Source organism: Paenibacillus bouchesdurhonensis, from assembly GCF_900155685.1.
GTDB lineage: Bacteria > Bacillota > Bacilli > Paenibacillales > Paenibacillaceae > Fontibacillus > Fontibacillus bouchesdurhonensis.
In genome coordinates, this window is record NZ_LT732548.1 from 2,812,895 (window position 1) to 2,833,108 (window position 20,214).

General features: G+C 46.6%; 19 protein-coding genes. 16 read left to right on the top strand and 3 right to left on the bottom strand.

Features of this window, described 5'->3' with window-relative positions; all coding sequences use genetic code 11:
- The first annotated feature begins 116 nt into the window (after positions 1-116).
- The 13 genes from CZ379_RS16985 (at position 117) to CZ379_RS17045 (ending at position 13,941) form a co-directional block, all read left to right on the top strand.
- Positions 117-1,619, top strand: coding sequence for a serine/threonine protein kinase (locus CZ379_RS16985; RefSeq protein WP_234404937.1), 1,503 nt, complete (start codon positions 117-119; stop codon positions 1,617-1,619).
- Positions 1,620-2,516 (top strand): hypothetical protein, encoded by an 897-nt coding sequence (locus CZ379_RS16990; protein ID WP_110932705.1) that lies wholly within the window; start codon positions 1,620-1,622, stop codon positions 2,514-2,516.
- A gap of 22 nt (positions 2,517-2,538) precedes the next feature.
- On the top strand, positions 2,539-3,225 hold the full coding sequence (locus CZ379_RS16995) for a hypothetical protein (RefSeq protein ID WP_110932706.1): 687 nt from the start codon (positions 2,539-2,541) through the stop codon (positions 3,223-3,225).
- Positions 3,222-4,058, top strand: coding sequence for a hypothetical protein (locus tag CZ379_RS17000; RefSeq protein WP_110932707.1), 837 nt, complete (start codon positions 3,222-3,224; stop codon positions 4,056-4,058). Before CZ379_RS16995 ends, CZ379_RS17000 begins: the two co-directional genes overlap by 4 nt.
- A 3-nt stretch (positions 4,059-4,061) precedes the next feature.
- Complete coding sequence (locus CZ379_RS17005) at positions 4,062-5,867, top strand: P-loop NTPase family protein (protein ID WP_234404938.1); 1,806 nt, start codon at positions 4,062-4,064, stop codon at positions 5,865-5,867.
- Entirely contained in the window at positions 5,857-7,923 is a 2,067-nt protein-coding gene (locus tag CZ379_RS17010; RefSeq protein ID WP_110932708.1) for a hypothetical protein, read from the top strand. The genes CZ379_RS17005 and CZ379_RS17010 overlap by 11 nt, the downstream gene beginning before the upstream one ends.
- Positions 7,924-7,942: 19 nt before the next feature.
- A complete protein-coding gene (locus CZ379_RS17015; protein WP_110932709.1) occupies positions 7,943-8,440 on the top strand; it encodes an ABC transporter permease in 498 nt (165 codons plus the stop codon).
- A 106-nt stretch (positions 8,441-8,546) separates the two neighbouring features.
- Complete coding sequence (locus CZ379_RS17020; RefSeq protein WP_234404939.1) at positions 8,547-8,864, top strand: hypothetical protein; 318 nt, start codon at positions 8,547-8,549, stop codon at positions 8,862-8,864.
- Positions 8,865-8,875: 11 nt separating this feature from the next.
- Positions 8,876-9,427, top strand: coding sequence for a hypothetical protein (locus tag CZ379_RS17025; RefSeq protein WP_110932711.1), 552 nt, complete (start codon positions 8,876-8,878; stop codon positions 9,425-9,427).
- Positions 9,414-10,394: a hypothetical protein gene (locus CZ379_RS17030; protein WP_110932712.1), complete on the top strand. Its 981-nt coding sequence runs from the start codon at positions 9,414-9,416 to the stop codon at positions 10,392-10,394. The genes CZ379_RS17025 and CZ379_RS17030 overlap by 14 nt, the downstream gene beginning before the upstream one ends.
- A gap of 88 nt (positions 10,395-10,482) precedes the next feature.
- Complete coding sequence (locus CZ379_RS17035; protein ID WP_110932713.1) at positions 10,483-12,030, top strand: ABC-F family ATP-binding cassette domain-containing protein; 1,548 nt, start codon at positions 10,483-10,485, stop codon at positions 12,028-12,030.
- A gap of 33 nt (positions 12,031-12,063) precedes the next feature.
- Positions 12,064-13,140, top strand: coding sequence for a ThiF family adenylyltransferase (locus CZ379_RS17040; protein ID WP_110932714.1), 1,077 nt, complete (start codon positions 12,064-12,066; stop codon positions 13,138-13,140).
- A 123-nt stretch (positions 13,141-13,263) separates the two neighbouring features.
- A complete protein-coding gene (locus tag CZ379_RS17045; RefSeq protein ID WP_110932715.1) occupies positions 13,264-13,941 on the top strand; it encodes a winged helix-turn-helix transcriptional regulator in 678 nt (225 codons plus the stop codon).
- Between the two features lie 112 nt (positions 13,942-14,053).
- Here the strand turns inward: CZ379_RS17045 and CZ379_RS17050 are convergent, their stop codons facing one another.
- The 3 genes from CZ379_RS17050 to CZ379_RS17060 all read right to left on the bottom strand — a co-directional run bounded on the left by CZ379_RS17050 (position 14,054) and on the right by CZ379_RS17060 (position 16,484).
- Positions 14,054-14,569 (bottom strand): C40 family peptidase, encoded by a 516-nt coding sequence (locus CZ379_RS17050; RefSeq protein WP_110932716.1) that lies wholly within the window; start codon positions 14,567-14,569, stop codon positions 14,054-14,056.
- A gap of 266 nt (positions 14,570-14,835) precedes the next feature.
- Positions 14,836-15,477, bottom strand: a complete 642-nt coding sequence (locus CZ379_RS17055) for a thiamine diphosphokinase (protein ID WP_110932717.1) — start codon at positions 15,475-15,477, stop codon at positions 14,836-14,838.
- 278 nt (positions 15,478-15,755) lie between these two features.
- A complete protein-coding gene (locus CZ379_RS17060) occupies positions 15,756-16,484 on the bottom strand; it encodes an alpha/beta hydrolase (protein ID WP_110932718.1) in 729 nt (242 codons plus the stop codon).
- A gap of 254 nt (positions 16,485-16,738) precedes the next feature.
- Between CZ379_RS17060 and pdhA the strand changes: the two genes are divergently transcribed.
- From pdhA to CZ379_RS17075, 3 genes are all read left to right on the top strand, one after another.
- Positions 16,739-17,812 carry a pyruvate dehydrogenase (acetyl-transferring) E1 component subunit alpha gene (pdhA, locus tag CZ379_RS17065; protein ID WP_110932719.1) on the top strand — a complete coding sequence of 358 codons (1,074 nt, stop codon included), beginning with the start codon at positions 16,739-16,741 and terminating at the stop codon, positions 17,810-17,812.
- Between the two features lie 88 nt (positions 17,813-17,900).
- A complete protein-coding gene (locus tag CZ379_RS17070; RefSeq protein WP_110932720.1) occupies positions 17,901-18,878 on the top strand; it encodes an alpha-ketoacid dehydrogenase subunit beta in 978 nt (325 codons plus the stop codon).
- Between the two features lie 26 nt (positions 18,879-18,904).
- Positions 18,905-20,212, top strand: a complete 1,308-nt coding sequence (locus CZ379_RS17075; RefSeq protein WP_110932721.1) for a dihydrolipoamide acetyltransferase family protein — start codon at positions 18,905-18,907, stop codon at positions 20,210-20,212.
- Positions 20,213-20,214 lie beyond the last annotated feature (2 nt).

Below are 20,214 nucleotides of genomic sequence, written 5' to 3' on the forward strand. Positions count from 1 at the left end.
TCCAAAATTATACATTAGCCAGTGAAGGGAAAGCATCCCATGATTCTGCTCCGGCGTAACCGGAGAGTAGAGGCATGGATGCTTTCCCTTTTTTGTGCATGGAAGGAGGCTTACGATTGGCGTTGGTTGAGAAGCTTGCTGTCGGTGATATCCTCGCGGGCAGATACAGAATCGAGCGGTTGATCGGCGCGGGCGGGATGAGTCGCGTGTATCTCGTCGCGGATTTGAAGCTGTCTGGCAAGACATGGGCGATGAAAGAGGTGCGAGCCGCGCCTCATATGCATATTTCGATGGAAGAAGAGGCTGCACTGCTCATTGCCCTTAACCACCCCAGATTGCCAAGAATGATTGACATCTGCAGACAGCCGGAAACGGGACACTTTTACATGATTATGGACTATGTGGAAGGAGTGCATTTAGATCATTATGCAGTCGGGCAGGGAAATGATTTATCTCTGCAAATGCTTGTGTCCTTTGGTCTTCAAATCTGTGAAGGACTACATTACTTGCATAGCCATGAACCCCCGATTATTCATCGGGATTTAAAACCCGCTAACTTACTAGTGGATCAGAATGGAGAGATTCGGTTTATCGACTTTGGAATTGCGCGAAGATACAAGGAGGATCAGCAGGAAGATACCGTGCTGATCGGATCAGTCGGCTTTGCCGCGCCAGAACAGTACGGAGGCAGACAAAGCGATGGACGTACAGATCTGTATTCCCTGGGAGCTGTACTGCTCTATTTAGGAACCGGAGGCCTTCATAGTGGTTGGTCTGAGAAGGCGGCAAATGTAATGCGGCACAACGGATATGAGCCAATGCTCCCGGTTTTGCACAGGCTGCTGCAGGCTGAGCCGCAGGACAGGTACAGTACTGCACTGGATACAAGCCGGGCATTATCGATGATTACTGTGGAACCGCAAAGTGAAAAGGCTCGGCCGGTGAATCGATGCAGCGTCATCGCTGTGCTTGCGGCGAGTCCAGGCGTGGGTGCTACACATACGGCTATTATGTTAGCCCACACTTTATCCCGTGTTTCGAAGCGTGTAGCTATTGTTGAAATGGAGACGAAGTCAAGAGCGTTCCGGCAATTGGGGCAAATCGTTTCAGGCAGCGTGATGTGCAGGACGGAGCATTCTGTTACCCCGCAGCGGTTCCATATTCACGCCGTCGATTATATTCGCCATCCGAGCCGCGCCGAGTGGATCGAACTGCTTGCGGACGGCTACGATTATGTGATATGTGATCTTGGCTCTAATGCCCGCAAAGAGTTGCTTGAGGAATTCATACGGGCTGATCTGCCGATTATCATCGCTTCCGGGGCTGAGTGGAGAGAGGAAGATGCGATGTTAATCGGCGAACGAGTTGGGGAGGGCATTCGGCGAAAATGGGTTTGCCTCGTTCCGATGGGAGGACGGAATGCCATTCGCAGACTGCGTAAGCCGCTTGGAACCGAACGGGTGCATGAGATCGGGGCGGAGAACGATCCTTTTGAGCCTGGGGAAGAAATGATGGCGGCATTGATGAAAGTTTGCAGTCCCGTGCTTGCAAAGACTTCAAGAATGGAAGGCAGAGGATTTGGCTTAAAGAGAAAACGGTGGAAAGGAAGGGGTGACTAGATGTCCAGACTTAGGCAGCGGACGAAGCAGTTAATTATCGTTGGCATAGCAGGAGCCGGTGCAGTCGGTATCCTCTTTGCCGGTTATGCCATATACCAGGTGAAGCACATGCATGACATGAAGACCTCTCTTGTAAGACGTTATGAGACCCAAATTCAGCAGCTGAAGGACGAGAACAAGCGCCAATCGATTTCAGGCTGGGCACTTTCTCGCGACATTTCAGCGGGACATCCAATCCGTATAGAAGACATTAGAAGAGTTGAATTGCCGGCCGACAGTGTCCCCGCTAATTTTATCAAATCAAAGGATGAGATCGCAGGTAAAAATGCCAAGATTGCTTTGTCCTCGCTAACGCTGCTGACACCAGGGGTATTGTATGCGGATGAACCAATACCCGATGATCTTCGTTGGCGGGAAATGGGATTTATTCAGCTCCCTGCGGCGCTTGAGAGGAATGACGTTGTAGATGTGCGGATTCAGTTTCCTACCGGACAGGATTATATTTTGCTGTCTAAGAAGAAAATAGAGCAGTTGAGTGGGGAAGCGGTTACGGTGACACTGGACGAAATGGAGATACTGTCATTATCCAGTGCAATCGTGGATGCCTATTTACATAAAGCTTCGATTTATGCCCTTGCTTATGTGGAACCGCAATTGCAGGCGAAGGCGATCCCGACCTACCCGGCTAATGAGGCCGTCCTGCAGCTAATTAAGAAAGATCCCAATATCATTGCGCGGGCTGAACATGCTCTATCCCTTGCTACTCGGCGAATTTTAGAGTCCGATTTATCCGGCGTGTCGCCCCAGAAAGCCGCCGAATTTGCAGGGGGCCAGGCTGATCGAACAGCAGCATCGATAAAGCCGTCCTCCGGCGACGGCTTCGAAATGAGCCCCTAATACGATATAAGGAGACGATTTGGTGGAACGATGGGTATTTATCGGTGCCGTAGATAAACGTGATTTACTGCTTTACATAAGCAAAGTATTGGCTTCATCAGGTCATCGTGTATTGCTAATAGACGCAACCGACAAGGGGAAATACCGATATGTGATCGGAGGGATCGTTGAAGAGGAGGAACTGATCGAATTTAATGGGTTTGATGTTGCGCGAGTCGGAACGAATATAGGCGATGTGCACATTAACAGCTATGACTATTGTCTTTACGACATTGACCATGTGTCACAGAATAACGGTCAACTTTGGAGCATAGCCGAGAAAATCACTTGGGTGGCAAGCTATGATCGATATGAAATTGCAGAGAGCATCGATTTTTTTAGTCAACTATTTAGGATATGGCCGCAGCTTCAAGGAATGAAGGTACATTCTGTGTTTACACGAACGATGGACAGCCACGTCGATGAACGGTATGTAATGAGCCTAATGGATCAGCTGCCAATTGAATGGATATCCACTGAAATAAGAGTACCCTGGGATGAAATTAATATGGCGGTTCAAACAGAGAACGAGCATTCGCAAACCTTGCGCATGAATCGTATAACAAGGGTTTATAAACGAGCGCTTACAGACCTGATCACCCAGTTGGGTGGCTGGGAAATTAAAACGGTAAAGAGAGCTTTTCGCAAAGCTGAAAGGAGAAAGGCATGAGTAAAGTCGTATTTTGGGATTTAGGTTATGGAGGCTCAGCTGAAGTAGCGGCTGCCTTTGGTGTACAGGCTGCTCTTTGTGATAAATACCATTTGCTGCTTATGAATTGCGGATACTCGGGAACAGGCCTTGGGGAAGGATTTCCTGCGCGTGATCTTGAGCATGATCGTGATCTTAGCTTGCCTATACAGGATTATGGAATGGAGGCGCTGTTGCGGCTAGCCGAAAGTGGGCGCCTATTCCAAGCCAATATGACGGACTATACTTATCCGCTACTGCAGGGACGACTTGATTTGGCGGATGGCATAAAAACCATTAATGATCTGAGGCATCCGTCATTTGCTCATTTAGAAGCAATATTGGATATAGCTGAGCGTTATTATGACATCGTTGTTATGCAGACATCTGGCTCTTGTTCTTTATTTACAGATAGAGAACGGGAGGAAGACACTCTAATAGCCGTCTTAAGGCAAAATCGGGTTGAGTTGGATACGTTTTTTGAAATCGTCGGATCTAATGCAGCTAGAGGAAATACGCCCTTGGCTGTTGTCATTCACCAGTATGACGCAGCTTCAAAATGGAGCTTGCCAAATATTAAGCGCCGTTACAACTGCAAAATACCGATGATCGGTATTCCCTACCATACCGAATTTAGTGATGCTTGGAACGGGCAGGATATCATATCGTTTTTTCGCAGGTACAGATTGTTGAAGGGGCGGGGGTATGAGCGGGAACAGTTCCTTTTTAGCTTTAAGGAGCTGGCTCGTTTAGCGCTTGCCGATCAAGGGCGAAGCAAGACCTCTGCTGTTGACGACAAGGTGAAAGGGGCGTGACCCGTGAATCAGTTCGCGAACTTGCTTGGTATCTTTGTTGTTCTGCTGCTAGGCATCGCGTACATCTGGATTAAAGCACGAACGACTGAGAAGATGGCTCCAGCGGTAGAGACATATGAGGAAACCTACTCCATAAATACGCTTATTGCATATGTGAAGAAGCAGCTTCATGAATTGAGCCGAGCGCAGATCAACGATTGGGGAATGAGTGAGGAGGCTTGGAATCGGAAGTTAAAGAGTAGATCCGAACTGCGAAAAGCGCTTCGAGGGTGTACTTGGGGTGATCGAAATGACAAGCGTTATGTGAAGTCTTATATTAAGGATTTGCTGCTCAAGGGCTGTGGTCTGAATGAGCGCACGATCGACAATTACATCCCTTTTCATCAACGCGATTTGTTAACGGCACAGGATCGCTTCGAAATCGTTTTATACTTATTCTCCCTTCGTTATGGGGATGAGGCATTATCGATGTTAATTGATACGTATCGCTTGGATCTACCTAAGGAATCGAATTTCGATCATGCTGCGATTTATGATATTACGGGCGAAGACATCGAGGAAGTGTTTTTTTTGGAGTACCGAGAGCTCGATTTTCGCGAGAAACTGGATATTCTAGTGCAGCGCGTATACCAGCAGTATAAGGGCTTCTCTGTAGTGGATGAAATTCGGGAGCAGCGTATCGATGGATTTAGCGGTGGAGTAAACGGGATTACTGTCATAGAGGATAACTGGCAGCCTCTAAGTTCTATTCAATCACTAGAAGGCTGGAGTGAAGAAGGGCTGGAGGATGAAGATGGTTGCGTGAAAGCACGAGTCTGGGATAGCGTGTGGATTTTTTATAAAGGAAAAAGCATTCGTTTATCCTTTCTGACCTTCGGGTGTGAGACAGAGCTCAAGCGAGTTTGCCAGAACATTTATAAATACAATTTGCCTGGCCAGCTATCGGAGGCAAACGGCTACAAGGTTAATGAAATGAAGGATGGTTCGAGAGTCGTAGTAGTCCGCCCCCCCTTTGCTGAAACATGGGCTTTCTTCGTTCGAAAATTCGATATGAGAAGCGCCGCTCTGGAACAGCTTATTGAAGGAGACAATGCTGAGCTGCCTATACAATTGCTGAAGTTTTTAATGAAAGGCAGCAGAATCACATCGATCACCGGCTCCCAGGGTTCCGGAAAAACAACGCTGCTGATGGCCTTAGTCAAGCATATTTATCCTTCCTATACATTACGAGTTCAGGAGATGTCTTTTGAGCTGAATTTACGCAAATTGTACAGCACAAGAAATATATTGACGTTTCGAGAAACGGAATATATATCGGGTCAAGCCGGGCTGGATTTACAGAAGAAAACAGATGGTACCGTAAACATCCTGGGTGAGGTAGCTAGTGATGATGTGGCAGCGTGGATGATTCAGATGGCTCAGGTGGCCAGCATGTTCACTTTATTTACTCATCATGCCAAAACATTTCGTGATCTAATCGAATCACTTCGTAATTCCCTTCTCAAATCGGGAATGTTCCGTGATGAGCATGTCGCGGAAATGCAGGTCGTCAGCGTAATCGATTTCGATATCCATTTGCGAAAAAGTATGAGCGGTCAGCGTTATATTGAGAAAATCACGGAATGCGAGCGGGATGAGCGGGGATACCGCGAACGAATTGTGCTGGAGTATCGGAACGGGCAATATTCGTCCGTTGAGCCGATCTCTGATCGAATGAGACGGGAAATGGCCCGCGAAATGACAGATGAAGACAAAGCGGTATTTACGCATTTTCTCGGAATCTACTGGGGGGAAGAAATTGGAGCTTAAGTCCGTATTAATATGGATTCTCTTCATTTGCCTGCTGCTATTCCTCGGTTTATTAGCGGCCTCCAAACGAATGTCACGTCTTGAGTCTCGGAACGAAATCAGCAATCGTCCGGCAATGGCTTTCGTTCGCCAGCGCATTACCGGCTTGCTTATCCGATCCTATGCTTTATTTATGAAAATAGCTCCTCTAAGATATTATGTGCTCAAAGTTCGCGGTAAATTATCGCATCTGCATATGTACGCCGAGTTTGAACTTCGCCGAAAGACTATGCTGCTGGTCTATACGTTAGTGCTCACTTTTGGCTTAGGAATAACCATGCTTACCTGGATGAATCCAAGCTTTCTATTTTTCCTGACCCTACTCATAGCGACAGCTGTATTGCAGGGGCTTTTTCTCGACGGGTTCGTGAATCGAATCGAGCGCAAGCTGCTGGAGCAAATGCTGGAGTTTTTTGCAGCGGTTAGGCATGCTTATCATCGCCACGGCATGATTGTTGATGCGATTGACGAAGCGGCGGAAGGACTCGGCGAAGAAATTGGCTCTCACGCGTATCGGATTAATGAGGCACTGGCTGCTCCCAAGCAGGAAGAAGCGTTGGAGCAATACTATGAGACTGCGCCTAATCGATTTCTAAAAGCATTCGCCGGGATATCCAGCTTGGTGCTGGAATATGGGGATAAGTCAGCAAAGCAAGGCTCGGTTTATTTGCGGGCGATCGCCAGCTTGACACAGGAAATTCACTTAGATCTAGTTCGCCGGAACAAATTAGATTACTTGCTAAAGGGCCTGCATATTATTGCCCTTGCACCATTATTCTTTACGAAGCCGATTGAGGTGTGGGCGAGACAGAACTTCCCGCTCATGGATTATTTCTATCTAAGTAAAGCCGGAATTGTGATTAAGATCATTATTTTTCTTATCATACTAGTTTCATATATTTTGCTCCAAAAAATAAAAAATGAAGAGGAGACATCATATCGTGCTGCTGGCAACAAAGTTCCTTGGGAAGCGCGAATCTATAAAACGCAGTGGATTAGAGCAGTTGTCCAATGGTTTGTTCCTACGAGATCATCACTTTCTTATTATCGGTTAAGCCGGTTATTTAAAGATAATAATCTGACAACGAAAGTTGAGTGGTTTCAACTCAGGAGGATAGGGCTGTTTATCATTGCCTCCTTGTTTACTATCGTGCTATGCATCACCCTGCATATGGTGAGCCAGAGCAGAATACTGCAGGAACCGCCGGAAAGCACGACATTCTTTGGCTCGATGTCCCGGCAAGAGGAGGAAGAAGCGAAGCAAACTGCCGCTATGGAGAAATTAGCGATGAAGGAGCTCAGCGGCTCTTCGGCAATAGATTACGATACTGCCTTCAAGTCGACAGAATTGGCGGTTGCTGCTCATGGAAAATCGTTAAGCCGTGAAGAACTGGCGATGATGGCAAAACGGATTATAAATAAGCTGGATCGTTACAACCATGAATATTTAAAGTGGTGGGAGGTTGCAATTGCATTGGCGTCTGGTTGCGTAGCTTATGAGACTCCGCTCTGGCTGTTATGGTTTCAAAGAAGAATGAGACTAGCGGATATGCGCCATGAAATCTATCAATTTATGACGATGATCGGGATTTTTAAGGAACTGGAACGGATCTCTGTGGAGGAGATTTTGGAATGGCTGTACGTTTATGCCGTTATTTTCAAAGTACCGATAGAACGATGCCTGCTGAATTATAGCCAAGGTGCCGAGTCCGCATTGAGAGAGTTGAAAGAGGAGGTATCCTTGGAAGAATTCGGGCGGCTCGTAGATAAGCTGCTGCTAGCTGCGGAGAAGATTGCTATCGTCAAGGCATTCGATGATTTGGAATATGAAATGTCGTTTCAATTTGAGCGTCGCCGTCTCGATTATGAAAAGTCGCTGGAAACCCGAGCCGGGCTTGGCCGCTTCATTGGCTTCTCGCCTATGTATAGCCTAGTATTCGCCTATTTAGTTATTCCATTGATTTGGATGAGCTTCAAACAAATGGATATGTATTTCGAGCATATACAAAAATTATAAAGACTAGGGAGGATATGAAATGAATAACGCTTCATCGGCATTAAAGGTTGCTGCAGGTATTTTTCTGACGATTGCACTAATAACGATCGTTGTCATATTGTTCGTATCTGCACAGGAAGCAACTAAAACCGCGCAAAATAATTTTTCCGATATTCAAACAGAGCTTTCGCAGGCATCATTTACCGTTTATGACGATACAACCGTCAGCGGGTCGCAGGTAACGAATGCCCTCAGGAAATTCAAGGATCGGGAGCAGTTCGGAATCCAGGTCAAGACCGGGAAGAACAGAAACGGGCAATGGTACGGCAATATGCTGCGTGTAGGAGACAGCGCATCCATTGAAGATTATGGCGCCGTTGTGAGCGATAAGGTTGGCAATATTAATAATTCCTGGAATGAGGTTTTGGACGAATATGTTAATCCGAGTGGCAAGTTCAAGGCTAAAGTCATCAAGGACAACTCTAATGTCGTAAGAGGAATAATTTTTACGCAGACGACTGTGCTGGCTATTCCTTAATAACATGTATAACAGTTTAAAAAGTATGTTATGGCTCCTGTTTGCTTGCATGATTTGTTTTAGCGCAGTTTGGATTGCATATGATCAGACCAGGCTTGAGCACGGAGTGCTGGATCAACTGGTACCGTTTACGCAAGGGCAGAAGGATAGCCTCTACACGGGGAGCGGGATAGCTGTGCGGCATGAGCAATATTCAGGAGCGGAGATCATGCATAGCTTAAGAGAACTGGCTATACACTGTATCACTGTTGAAATAGACGGTGTAAGAGCAGATTTGAATGGAGTAGACAGCGACGATTATTCTGTTCAGGATGCTTCCGTGATTAGAGCCTCTGGTCTTTTGGATCTAACGGCAGGCTATGGGGTTCAGATGGAATATGACATGGATGGACGTGCACGAAAAATATCCTTTTTTAAAGAATAAGGGGCTGTGCGATGTCAAACGCGCTATCAAAAATTACGGCCGCGATATTGGCTGTCGTCTTGCTGTATTTAGTTCCGGCTGTTCAGTCGGCTCAGCGGGAAAAGGATTATAGAGTGCTTGCGGCTTATAATACGCTTGTTCGCTTTACGGATGCGGTTCGGAATAAAGGCTACTTATCGCGGGGTATGTACAATGACTTCGTAAATGAGCTTGCTACAGCTGGGGGAGAATACAGGATTGATCTGGAGTATCGGCATAAAAAATATCATCCAGAGTATAGCGATCCTGCTGACTCGAGCACCTTTCTTGATCGTTTCAGCGTCCATTATGAAGCCTATTATAGTCATGATATACTGCCGCTCTTGTTTCCGCAGGATCCCGTTTCTGGTAGAGAGGAGGAGCCTATGTATAGGTTGGAGGCTGAGGATTATTTCACTGTAACAATTACTAATCTGAGTCGCACACCGATTATGGTGTTCCATGATATCTTGTATGGGGGGACAAGAACCCATAGTTCGGAAGTTTTGAATTACGGGGGCATGGTGCTTAATGAAGATTACTGATTGGGCCATTATTTTCGTGCTGCTTGCTGCGCCTGTTCTATGGCTACTTCAACTGCATACCGGTGATGTGCGTGAAGTTCATCGGCTGCAGGTTCGTTATACGACTGCTCTACATACAGCTGTGCAGGATGCGGCTAGCGCTCTGAATCTGAATGAGCTGCAGTATTTCGAAATGGGCTACAGCTCAGTAAAGTATATGAGAGCGGATAAAGAACAAGCTCTATCTGCATTTATTCGTACGATGTCGGTCAATCTGGGAATCGAGGACGATGATCTAAGTCTGGGATCAATGATGACTTACATCCCGGCTATAGTAATCCTAGAATATGACGGGTACTCTATTTATGCGGTTGATGAGAGTGCCGAAAATCTGAGCAAAACGCCTGAAATTTCACATCGCTGGCGTCCTAAGAAGCCATATGTGTATATGGATCAATTGGGAAATAGCGTATCCTTCACGCTCGATGATGCTTTAACAGCTTATGAAAGTTCTACCGGTCAATGGTATAGGGGCAAACTGGATGAGTTGCAGCGGATAACGAGCATTCCCTTGCTTCAGGATACAAATACGTTTGAGCAGGTAAGAAGATTCACGATTGTACGAAGTATCGAAGATGAGCTTGCTGGATACATGAATCGGCATAATGAATATGCTGCGCGCCTGGGTATGAATTATATTTTCACGCTGCCGATCTTAGGACAGGAAGACTGGAATAATACATTGAATGATGTTGGAGTGCTCGCATTTTTGCAAGGCATCCCGGTAGGTGACCGCTATTACAACAATTATGCCTTTGGCGGCGGCCGTATTGTTCAAAGCGCGCCATTGATCGGAGGTGTGGACGACGCAACAGGGCTGAAATACCAGTATAGGGATAGATGCGCTCATCGTTATCGTGGTGAACAAATTTTTGCTAGGCGGCGAGATGCAGCGGCTCAAGGATATTTTGAGGCTGCTTGCCCTTGATGCTTTAAATAAAACAGTTTCAGACCTTCTCCTACTTGTGCTAAAATAGGTTCTTGAATGTCATATAGAAGGAGTATTGGTCGCAAATATGAGTTTATTAACTGTAGAGAACGTCTCCCACAATTTTGGAGACCGGACTTTATTCAAAAATGTTTCGTTTCGCCTGTTAGCTGGGGAGCATGTCGGCTTGGTTGGAGCTAATGGCGTAGGCAAGTCAACTTTAATGAACATCTTGACAGGACAGGTTCTAAAGGATGAAGGCAAGGTGGAATGGACACCGAAGCTTCGTTACGGCTATCTCGATCAGCATACCAAGCTGACTCCCGGCAAGACGGTTCGTGATATATTGAAGGATGCATTTCTTCCGCTGCTTGAGCTGGAGAAAGAAATGATGGCAATTACCGAGAAGATGGCAGATGCTTCACCTGAAGAATTAGAATTGCTTTTAGAGCAAATGGGTGAGATTCAGGAGCAGCTGGAGATCGGTGATTTCTATTTGATTGATGTGAAGGTCGAGGAAATGGCGAATGGACTCGGTTTGTCTGCGGTCGGCCTGGATCGTGACGTGTCTGCGCTCAGCGGCGGGCAGCGTACGAAGGTGCTTCTGGCTAAGCTATTACTGGAGAAGCCGAACGTGTTGCTGCTGGATGAGCCTACGAACTACTTGGATGTGGAGCATATCCAATGGTTGACCAACTATTTGCAGAACTATCCGTATGCTTTCATTCTTATTTCCCATGATACGGAGTTCATGAATAAGGTCGTCAATGTTATTTACCATCTGGAATTTGCTAAATTGACCCGCTATTCAGCCAACTATGAGAAGTTTCTCGATATGGCGGATATTAATAAGAACCAGCATATCGAAGCATATGAAAAACAGCAGGAATTCATTAAGAAGCAAGAGGATTTTATACAGCGGAATAAAGCCAGGTATTCGACATCGGGCCGCGCGAAGAGCCGGGAGAAGCAATTGGATCGCTTGGAACGGATCGATAAGCCCGAAGAAGCCGCAAAACCCGTATTTGGCTTCAAGGAATCCCGCGCGAGCGGCAAAACCGTATTCGAAGGCATCGATTTTGAAATCGGTTATACGCATGCGCTGCTTCCAAAAATGTCGATGACGATTGAGCGCGGGGAGAAAATTGCGATCGTCGGCTGCAATGGCGTCGGTAAATCAACGCTGTTAAAGACGATTCTTGGTAAAATACCTCCGATCAGCGGGAAAACGTATCAAGGAGATTTCCTCTTCCCGGCTTATTTCGAGCAGGAGGTTCGCGCCGGGAATGCTACGCCGATTGACGATGTATGGAATGAATTCCCACATCTTAACCAGCATGAAGTGCGAGCTCATCTGGCGCGCTGTGGTCTGAAGAACGATCATATCACCCGCCAGCTTAGAGCGCTGAGCGGTGGCGAGCAAGCCAAAGTCCGCCTTTGCAAGCTAATGATGAGAGAGACGAACTGGATCTTATTCGACGAGCCGACGAACCATTTGGATGTCGTAGCCAAAGAAGAATTGAAGAGGGCGTTGAAGGAGTTTAAAGGCACGGTGCTGCTTGTGTCTCACGAGCCGGATTTCTATGAGGACTGGGTTACAAAAGTATGGGACGTGGAGCAATGGTCCACTCACTAAACAGAAGTTCCATGGAAAGGAGCTGGTCTGAGAATGCCAGCCAAAAAAATTGAATTCCCAGCGGCGGCAAACGCTGATCCAAGGGGGCGCATGGATCGATACTCTAGGCAGGAACGTTTTGCGATGATCGGCATAGAGGGACAGCGCAAGCTGTCCGCGAGCGCTGTTCTTATTGTCGGCGCAGGAGCGCTTGGAACGGGAATTGCCGAAACGCTTGTTCGTGCCGGGGTAGGCCGAGTGGTTATTGCCGACCGGGATTACGTGGAATGGAGCAACTTACAAAGGCAGCAATTGTTTGCTGAAGAGGATGCCGAGCGACGCTTGCCTAAGGCGATAGCGGCCCAAAAGAGGCTGCAGGCGATTAATAGCGAGGTGACTATTGAAGCGCATGTTATGGATGTAACTTACGCTGAAATCAGCTCCTTACTTCCAGGCATCCATTTGATCCTGGATGCCACCGATAATTTTGATACGAGAATGGTCATTAATGACATCTCTCAGAAGCAAAGCATTCCATGGATATACGGTGCGTGCGTCGGCAGTTATGGAATTACGTATACGATATTGCCGGGGGAAACGGCCTGTTTGAACTGCCTGCTAGGTTCGGTTCCACTCGGTGGTGATACTTGTGATACTGCGGGTATTATCCCGCCGACAGTTCAGACCGTTGTTGCCCATCAAACGACGGAGGCGCTAAAGCTGCTGACAGGGCAAATCGAAAGTCTTCGAGGAACCCTGCTGACCTTCGATTTATGGCGAAATGAGCAAGCTTCGCTCAAGATGAATGCTGCCAAAAAACCAGACTGCCTATCCTGTGGACAAGGGGCTACTTACCCGTATTTATCGCATTCAGGCTCGCGAAAGACAGAAGTGCTATGCGGCAGAGATACTGTACAGATTCGGCCGGCTCAACCTCGGAAGTGGAATTTGGAGGAAACGGTCAAGGCATTAACCCGTTTGGGGGAAGGAACCGCCGAATTCAATAATTTTCTTCTGACCTATACGATCGGAGCGCGTCGCCTTGTCTTATTTAAAGACGGCAGGGCGCTCATCCATGGGACGAAGGATATTGTCGAGGCGAAAGTGCTCTACGATAAATATTTCGGTTAATGCGATTCGTAAATCTGTGTAGCAAACCATTTCCGGTTATTTGGGGAATGGTTTGTTTGCATTTTGACCATCTTAATAAATGAATTTAGGGATGTGGATGCATAAAGGTGGGCGGCGAAAAGTATGGAAGTTCACATATTGTCGGCAGGCGGGGAATCCCAAGAAAGCAGCCGGTTATACCAACAGCTGAACGACGCGGGATATGGTGTAACTTGGTTTCGCAATAAGGATGTTACGAAGGAAGAACTGCTTAAGCAGAAACCGGATATCATGCTGGTTGAAAAAGGGCGCTCAGAAGTGGACACTATGGAACTGCTTCGAGCGCATGAGGGAGTGTTATCGTTCCCCGTGATTGCCGTACTGCTTGAACGCAGCACAGAGCAGTTAATTGATGCATTTGCAGCGGGAGCGAGCGATGTTGTCGATGGCAGTGTGCCGTTTAAAGAACTGGAGACGCGCATGGAGAATTTGGTCAAGCTGTTCATGAGCATGAATGATGGTCAGCCAAGTGAAATCATATTTGAGGACTTGCGAATCGAGCCGAAGAGCCGTAAGGTATTCCGCGCAGGAGAAATCATTAAGCTGACTCCTAAGGAATATGATTTGCTCGTGTATCTTACGAAGCGTGCCAATACTGTATGCGAACGAGAGGCCATATTGCAGGAGGTATGGGGATACGATTTTGCGACGGGTACGAATGTAGTGGATGTATATGTCCGCCATCTGCGCAAAAAAATCGACCGCGGCAGAACGCGTAAAATTATTCATACGGTTCGGGGGACGGGCTATATGATACATTAAGCTTCGACCTCTGTTCCTGTTAGACAAACAGCAAGCTCCCCTTTAAGCAGTCGGTATATTTTTTAAACCAGTCTGCTTAAAGGGGAGCATATTCGAGTTGCATAAATACGTACTAGAGTACGCGACGAGCTTTAATATAAGTTCTTTTCCATGTTCCGGAGTTCAAATCAGAAATCGTTACACCTGGTTTTCCATAAGTATGCAGAATTTTTCCATTTCCGACATAGACAGCGACGTGAGTGATATTTTTACCTGTAGAACGACTGCCGCTAGAGAAGAATACAAGATCTCCTGCCTTCAAATTCGATTTGGAAACAGCTTTACCAACTTTAGATTGAGCTGCAGATGTACGAGGCAGGTTAACTCCATATTGCTTGAAAATATGTTTCATGAAGGAAGAGCAATCAAATACTCTAGTAGTAGATGTCGATGCACCGAATTTATAAGGTGTGCCCATATATTTTTTTCCGAAATTGACAACTTTAGTTCCTTTAGAAACGGCTACACTTTCCGCAGATAGGGATGCTGCTTGTGCTGTGCCCGCACCGCTAGCAAGCAAAGTACCAAATCCGAGCGCTGATACAATACCTACCGTCAATACTTTTTGGGATATAGTATGCATTTTCATGTTGTTGTTGTACCTCCAAAGTTTTTTTTGACCGGCTTGATTTGAAGTATAACAGGTTTGAAACCAGCTATAATTTGGTAGAATTGCGGAAATCACTGTCCCTCTTAGCCTTAAAGCTATTTATTAAAAATCTATTAAAGTTTACAAAAAATTAAGAATATAGCATGCATTTGAGAGGGAGAAAGAAAAGAAACCCTGATAGATCAAGGTTTCTGAAAGAATTACAAACTTGGAAGCAATGGTTACAATTTTGTCTTTTGTTAAGCTTAATCTCGGCTTTGTATGATCAGGAGCAGGCCGCTCTCGATCCGAATGGTTCCTTCCTGTTCTGCAAGCTGATTGCTAATGCCTAATGATTGTCCCATTCGAAGCGTTGCATTTTCAAGCGGGTACTTAAATCCCGTCAAGCAGATACCGGTTACTTCGGGCGTAAGAGGTACTAGGGATACATAGGTGAAGCCTCGTTCCTGGATGATGCTGTCGGAACCGGTAAGTGTAATATAGTTATGGGTGTCGTATATGGCACTTTGTATTTGGTGCTGCAATCCCCGCAGCATAATTTGAATGTTGGCGAGGGTATGATCCAGTCTTGTGCCGGTTACACCCATCATGACGATTTCTGTAGCTTGATGATCCATGGCAATAACATAAGCCAATTCAGTATCGGTTAAATCTTTGTTTACGGGATCGCAAGTGATGATCTCGCCGCTGACGCTTTTGACCTTGTCCAGCTCATTCTGCGTAATTGAATCGAAGTCGCCGACGGAGATATGAGGATGTATTCCGTGTTCTACGAGAAATAACGCACCTCGATCTGCACCGATAATCAGATCATCCTGACGAATTTCTTCTAAATATACAGGACTCATATTGCCGCCTGCAAAAATAAGTACTCGTTTTTCTGTCATCTCTCTACTTCCTTTCCTATTGCGGAACATACCCCGACTACAGTATAAAACAGATTTGATGCTTGCACAATTTTACCATGGCGGACTAAAATGGATTTAGAGTGGCGTCTGGTCAGACAGGCGGGATAGTGAAGACAGGAGTTGACGCATTGTACTCATTATATAGGAAAGAAAGAGAGAAGCCGAAAAGCAGCTTCCCCTATACAGCGAGAAAATGAAAGCGCCACCACGCTCATGGGGCAGCTTCTTTTTCTTAATTTAAGTTATTTTTTTCGTCACTAATTCAGAAAATGGAGTAATGCATCCGGCAGCTCGTTTTGCCAGAAGCCCCAAAGATGCTTGCCGTCCTTTTCTAAATATTGAACCTTGGCGCCTCTTTCTTCTAAAAGGGCCTTTGTCGTTCGGTTTAACTCGACAAAGTTATAGGTTCCGGTATCGGTCGTGTAATGATCTTCCTGCAGACCGACGATCATATATAAGGAAAGGAAGGACAAATCGGATTCCTCAGTTACCAGTTGCTGGCTTTTCTCGTAAAACGCGCCGGACAAGCTGATGACTTTGGAAAACAGTTCACGGTTTTTCATCGCGATATGAAGCGATACGGTTCCGCCTAGAGAATCTCCGGCCAAGATCCGTTCATCGGGCTCGCGGCGAACCGGATATTTGCTCTCAACGTAGGGAATAATTTCTTCAGTGAAGCAAGAAACGTAAGCGTCGAAACGGTTGCCGAAGGGAGCGTATTCTTCCGTTCGAACCGATGTATCGACCTCTACGCCTACGATAATGAAAGGATCTAATCCTTCATCCAGAATGAGGCGATTAGCATGCGTGGCAATTCGGCCGTAATTGAAAAACTCTTCTCCGTCCTGACAATATACGACAGGATAACTGAGTATTTCGTTATAGCCCGGAGGCAAATAAATGCGTAGAGAGCGTTTTTCACCTAAGTATTTGCTGTTAATTTCCTCCTTGATAATTGTACGTTTTAAATAGCGCGAATCCGTCATTATACAACACACTCCCGTCTTCATATTTTGCTTTTGAATGGCTGATAAGATAAGATAACCGTTAGAGTACCTGTACAATTCTTCGGCCATAAAACGGCCCGCTGTTATAGTAATATAAATACTCTGTTATACATACAAAGATAACTGTAAAGTACAAATTACCGGAATATCTTTGACTTATTGAGTGAAACAGATGTATAATAATTCTATAACAGCAGAACATGATAATCAAATTTTTTGTCGAGGTGAAGAAAATGAGCAAGAGCAAGATTCCTTATGAAGTTTACACAGAGGAAGTCGAAGCTTTGTCCGTGCTATCGCCGGACGGTGAAATCGTTAACAAAGATAAAGCTCCAAAATTAAGTGATGATCAATTGAAGGAACTAATGTACCGCATGGTATTTACCCGTACTTGGGATGAAAGAGCGATCAATCTGGGACGCCAAGGCCGTCTTGGTTTCTACGCTCCAGTATCCGGTCAAGAAGCAACGATGGTTGGAAGTCAGTTCGCATTGGATAAGAATGACTTTATTTGCCCGGGCTACCGTGATATGCCGCAGCTCGTTTGGCATGGTCTCCCGCTGTACCAAGCGTTCCTGTATTCCCGCGGGCACCAGCATGGCGGTCAAATCCCGGAAGACGTTAATGTACTTATGCCACAAATCATTATCGGTGCCCAAGTACTGCATGCCATGGGTATCGCAATGGGTTATAAATTGAAGAAACAGCAGCAAGTCGCTATCACGTATACAGGTGATGGGGGTTCCTCCGAGGGCGATTTCTACGAAGCATTGAACTTTGCTGGAGTCTATAAACTGCCGGTTATTTTCTTTGTGCAGAACAACGGCTATGCAATTACTACTCCGTTCTCTAAACAAACGGCAGCTCTGTCGATCGCGCACAAAGCGGTTGCAGCAGGCATTCGCGGCGTGAAAATCGATGGTATGGACGTGTTCGCTGTAATCAGTGCAGTTGAGGAAGCCAGAGAGCGCGCTCTCAAAGGCGAAGGCGCAACATTGATTGAGGCTGTAACTTACCGTTTCCGTCCGCACTCCTTGTCTGACGATACTTCCAAGTACCGCACGAAGGAAGAGGAAGGCGAGTGGAGCGAGAAGGACCCGATTGCACGTCTTGCTAAATATTTGGAGAAAAAAGGTCTATGGACAGAAGAAGATACAGCTCGCGTTAAAGAAGAAGCAAAAGCAACGGTGAACGAGCAAATTAAGAAAGCAGAACAAACCGAAAAAATGACCATTCCTGGTCTGATTGATAGCATGTTCGAAACTACGCCTAAACATCTGGAAGAGCAAAAGGCAGATTTCCAATAATCAAAGGCACCTAATAGGGCACTCTGGATGCTCGGCAGTATCGGTAGTAAAAGTTTGATTGTTTCTTAATGAGGAGGATATGAATCTAATGGCACAAATGAATTTAAAAGAAGCGATTCGTGATGCGATGCGCGTGGAATTAGAGCGTGATCCTAGCGTCCTAATTTTCGGCGAGGACGTCGGTAATGTCGGTGGCGTATTCCGCGCCACAGAAGGCTTGCAAAAAGATTTCGGCGAAGAGCGCGTGTTCGACACGCCGTTGGCAGAATCCGCAATAGGTGGTATGGCGGTAGGTTTGGGCGTTCAAGGATTTCGACCGATTGCAGAAATCCAGTTCGTAGGTTTTATTTTTGAAGCTTTGGATCAGATCGTTGTGCAAGCAGCCCGTATGCGTTATCGCTCTGGCGGCCGCTACAACGCTCCAATCGTATTCCGTACCCCGTTCGGCGGCGGTGTTAAAGCGGCTGAGCTTCACACAGATGCACTGGAAGGTTTGATCGCGCAAACTCCGGGTATTAAATTAGTAATCCCATCTAACCCTTACGATGCGAAGGGCTTGATGATTTCCGCAATCCGCGACAATGACCCGGTATTCTTCATGGAGCACTTGAACCTGTACCACGCTTACCGTGAAGAAGTGCCAGAAGGGGAATACACGGTTGAGCTAGGTAAAGCGAAGGTTGTTCGCGAGGGCTCCGATGTAACGATCGTGTCATATGGCCTCATGGTGCACACTGCTGTTAAAGCGGCGGAAGAATTGGAGAAAAACGGCATTAAAGCAGAGGTCATCGACCTGCGTACGCTTGTGCCTCTGGACATTGATACTGTTATTGAATCGGTTAAGAAAACGAACCGTGCGATTATCGTCCAAGAAGCGCAGAAATCAGCAGGAATCGCTGCTGAGGTCATCGCTCAAATCAACGAGAAAGCTATTCTTCACTTGGAGGCGCCTGTACTTCGTGTAGCTCCGCCGGATACCATATATCCGTTCGCGCAAATTGAAGATCAATGGCTTCCGTCTCCGGCTACGATTATCGCAGGAGTGAACAAAGTACTCGAATTTTAAACTTATTGAACTAGGAGGTCTTCCAGGTGGCTAAATTTGAATATCGATTCCCTGAGCTTGGTGAGGGACTGCATGAAGGCGAAATTATTAAAATGCATATCAAAGTCGGCGATAAGGTAACCGACGACGATATTATTATGGAAGTACAGAACGACAAGGCGGTCGTTGAAGTGCCTTGTCCGGTAAACGGTACAGTACAAGAAGTGTTCGGTACGGACGGCGCCGTATTCCGCGTAGGGCAAGTCGTTGCGGTCATCGATGCTGAAGGCGACATTCCAGAGCAGGCAGCTCCTCCAGAAGAGCAAAGCGCACAAGAAGCAGATGCTGCGCAAGGCGGAGCAGATACGAAAGACTCTCCGGCTACCGAGAATCCAGCTGCAGGCAAGGATAGCGCTGCTGCTCCAGCAGCACCTAACCGCGAAGTTTTGGCTACGCCAAGCGTTCGCAAGTTTGCTCGCGAGAAGGGCGTAGATCTTAGCCAGGTTCAAGGCTCCGGCAAGGCCGGCAAAATCACCCGCGAGGACGTAGAGGCATTCCTGAACGGCGGCGGAGCGCCAGCTTCTGCTCAAGAGAGCGCCAAGACCGAGGAAGCAGCACCAGCTGCAGCAGCGGCTTCGACAGCTAGCGTAAGTGCTGAAGAAGAACGCGTACCGTTCAAAGGTATTCGTAAGGCGATTTCCAATGCGATGGTTAAATCTGCATACACAGCTCCTCACGTTACAATCATGGACGAAGTTGACGTGACTGACCTTGTTGCGTTCCGTACGCGCATGAAGCCAATCGCTGAGAAGAAAGGCACGAAAGTGACTTACCTTCCGTTCATCGTCAAAGCGCTTGTTGCAGCTGCTCGTCAATTCCCTGCGCTTAACGCTTCGATCGATGAAGAGAACAACGAGATTGTATACAAGAAACATTATGATATCGGTATCGCAACCGATACGGACAATGGTCTGATCGTTCCAGTCATCAAGGATGCTGACCGTAAGAGCATCTGGATGATCGCTGATGCGATTCGTGATTTGGCTACTCGCGGACGTGAAGGCAAGTTGGCTGCTAACGAGATGAGAGGCAGCACGATTTCTATTACGAACATCGGCTCTGCTGGCGGTATGTTCTTTACACCAATCATTAACTACCCAGAAGTAGCTATCCTTGGAACTGGCCGTATTAGCGAGAAGCCGGTTGTGAAGAACGGTGAAATCGTCGTAGCTCCGGTTATGGCTCTGTCCCTCAGCTTTGACCATCGTCTGATCGATGGCGCAACTGCTCAGTACTTCATGAACTATATCAAAGAGCTGCTCTCCAACCCTGAGCTGCTCGTAATGGAGGTATAACA

Excerpts from the sequence above, each read along its gene's own strand:
- CZ379_RS17040 (WP_110932714.1), top strand. The coding sequence starts at position 12,064 with ATGCCAGCCAAAAAAATTGAATTCCCAGCGGCGGCAAACGCTGATCCA.
- CZ379_RS17070 (WP_110932720.1), top strand. The coding sequence starts at position 17,901 with ATGGCACAAATGAATTTAAAAGAAGCGATTCGTGATGCGATGCGCGTG.
- CZ379_RS17030 (WP_110932712.1), top strand. The coding sequence starts at position 9,414 with ATGAAGATTACTGATTGGGCCATTATTTTCGTGCTGCTTGCTGCGCCT.
- CZ379_RS17025 (WP_110932711.1), top strand. The coding sequence starts at position 8,876 with ATGTCAAACGCGCTATCAAAAATTACGGCCGCGATATTGGCTGTCGTC.
- CZ379_RS17035 (WP_110932713.1), top strand. The coding sequence starts at position 10,483 with ATGAGTTTATTAACTGTAGAGAACGTCTCCCACAATTTTGGAGACCGG.
- CZ379_RS17045 (WP_110932715.1), top strand. The coding sequence starts at position 13,264 with ATGGAAGTTCACATATTGTCGGCAGGCGGGGAATCCCAAGAAAGCAGC.
- CZ379_RS17055 (WP_110932717.1), bottom strand. The coding sequence starts at position 15,477 with ATGACAGAAAAACGAGTACTTATTTTTGCAGGCGGCAATATGAGTCCT.
- pdhA (WP_110932719.1), top strand. The coding sequence starts at position 16,739 with ATGAGCAAGAGCAAGATTCCTTATGAAGTTTACACAGAGGAAGTCGAA.
- CZ379_RS16990 (WP_110932705.1), top strand. The coding sequence starts at position 1,620 with ATGTCCAGACTTAGGCAGCGGACGAAGCAGTTAATTATCGTTGGCATA.
- CZ379_RS17060 (WP_110932718.1), bottom strand. The coding sequence starts at position 16,484 with ATGACGGATTCGCGCTATTTAAAACGTACAATTATCAAGGAGGAAATT.
- CZ379_RS17015 (WP_110932709.1), top strand. The coding sequence starts at position 7,943 with ATGAATAACGCTTCATCGGCATTAAAGGTTGCTGCAGGTATTTTTCTG.
- CZ379_RS17050 (WP_110932716.1), bottom strand. The coding sequence starts at position 14,569 with ATGAAAATGCATACTATATCCCAAAAAGTATTGACGGTAGGTATTGTA.
- CZ379_RS17000 (WP_110932707.1), top strand. The coding sequence starts at position 3,222 with ATGAGTAAAGTCGTATTTTGGGATTTAGGTTATGGAGGCTCAGCTGAA.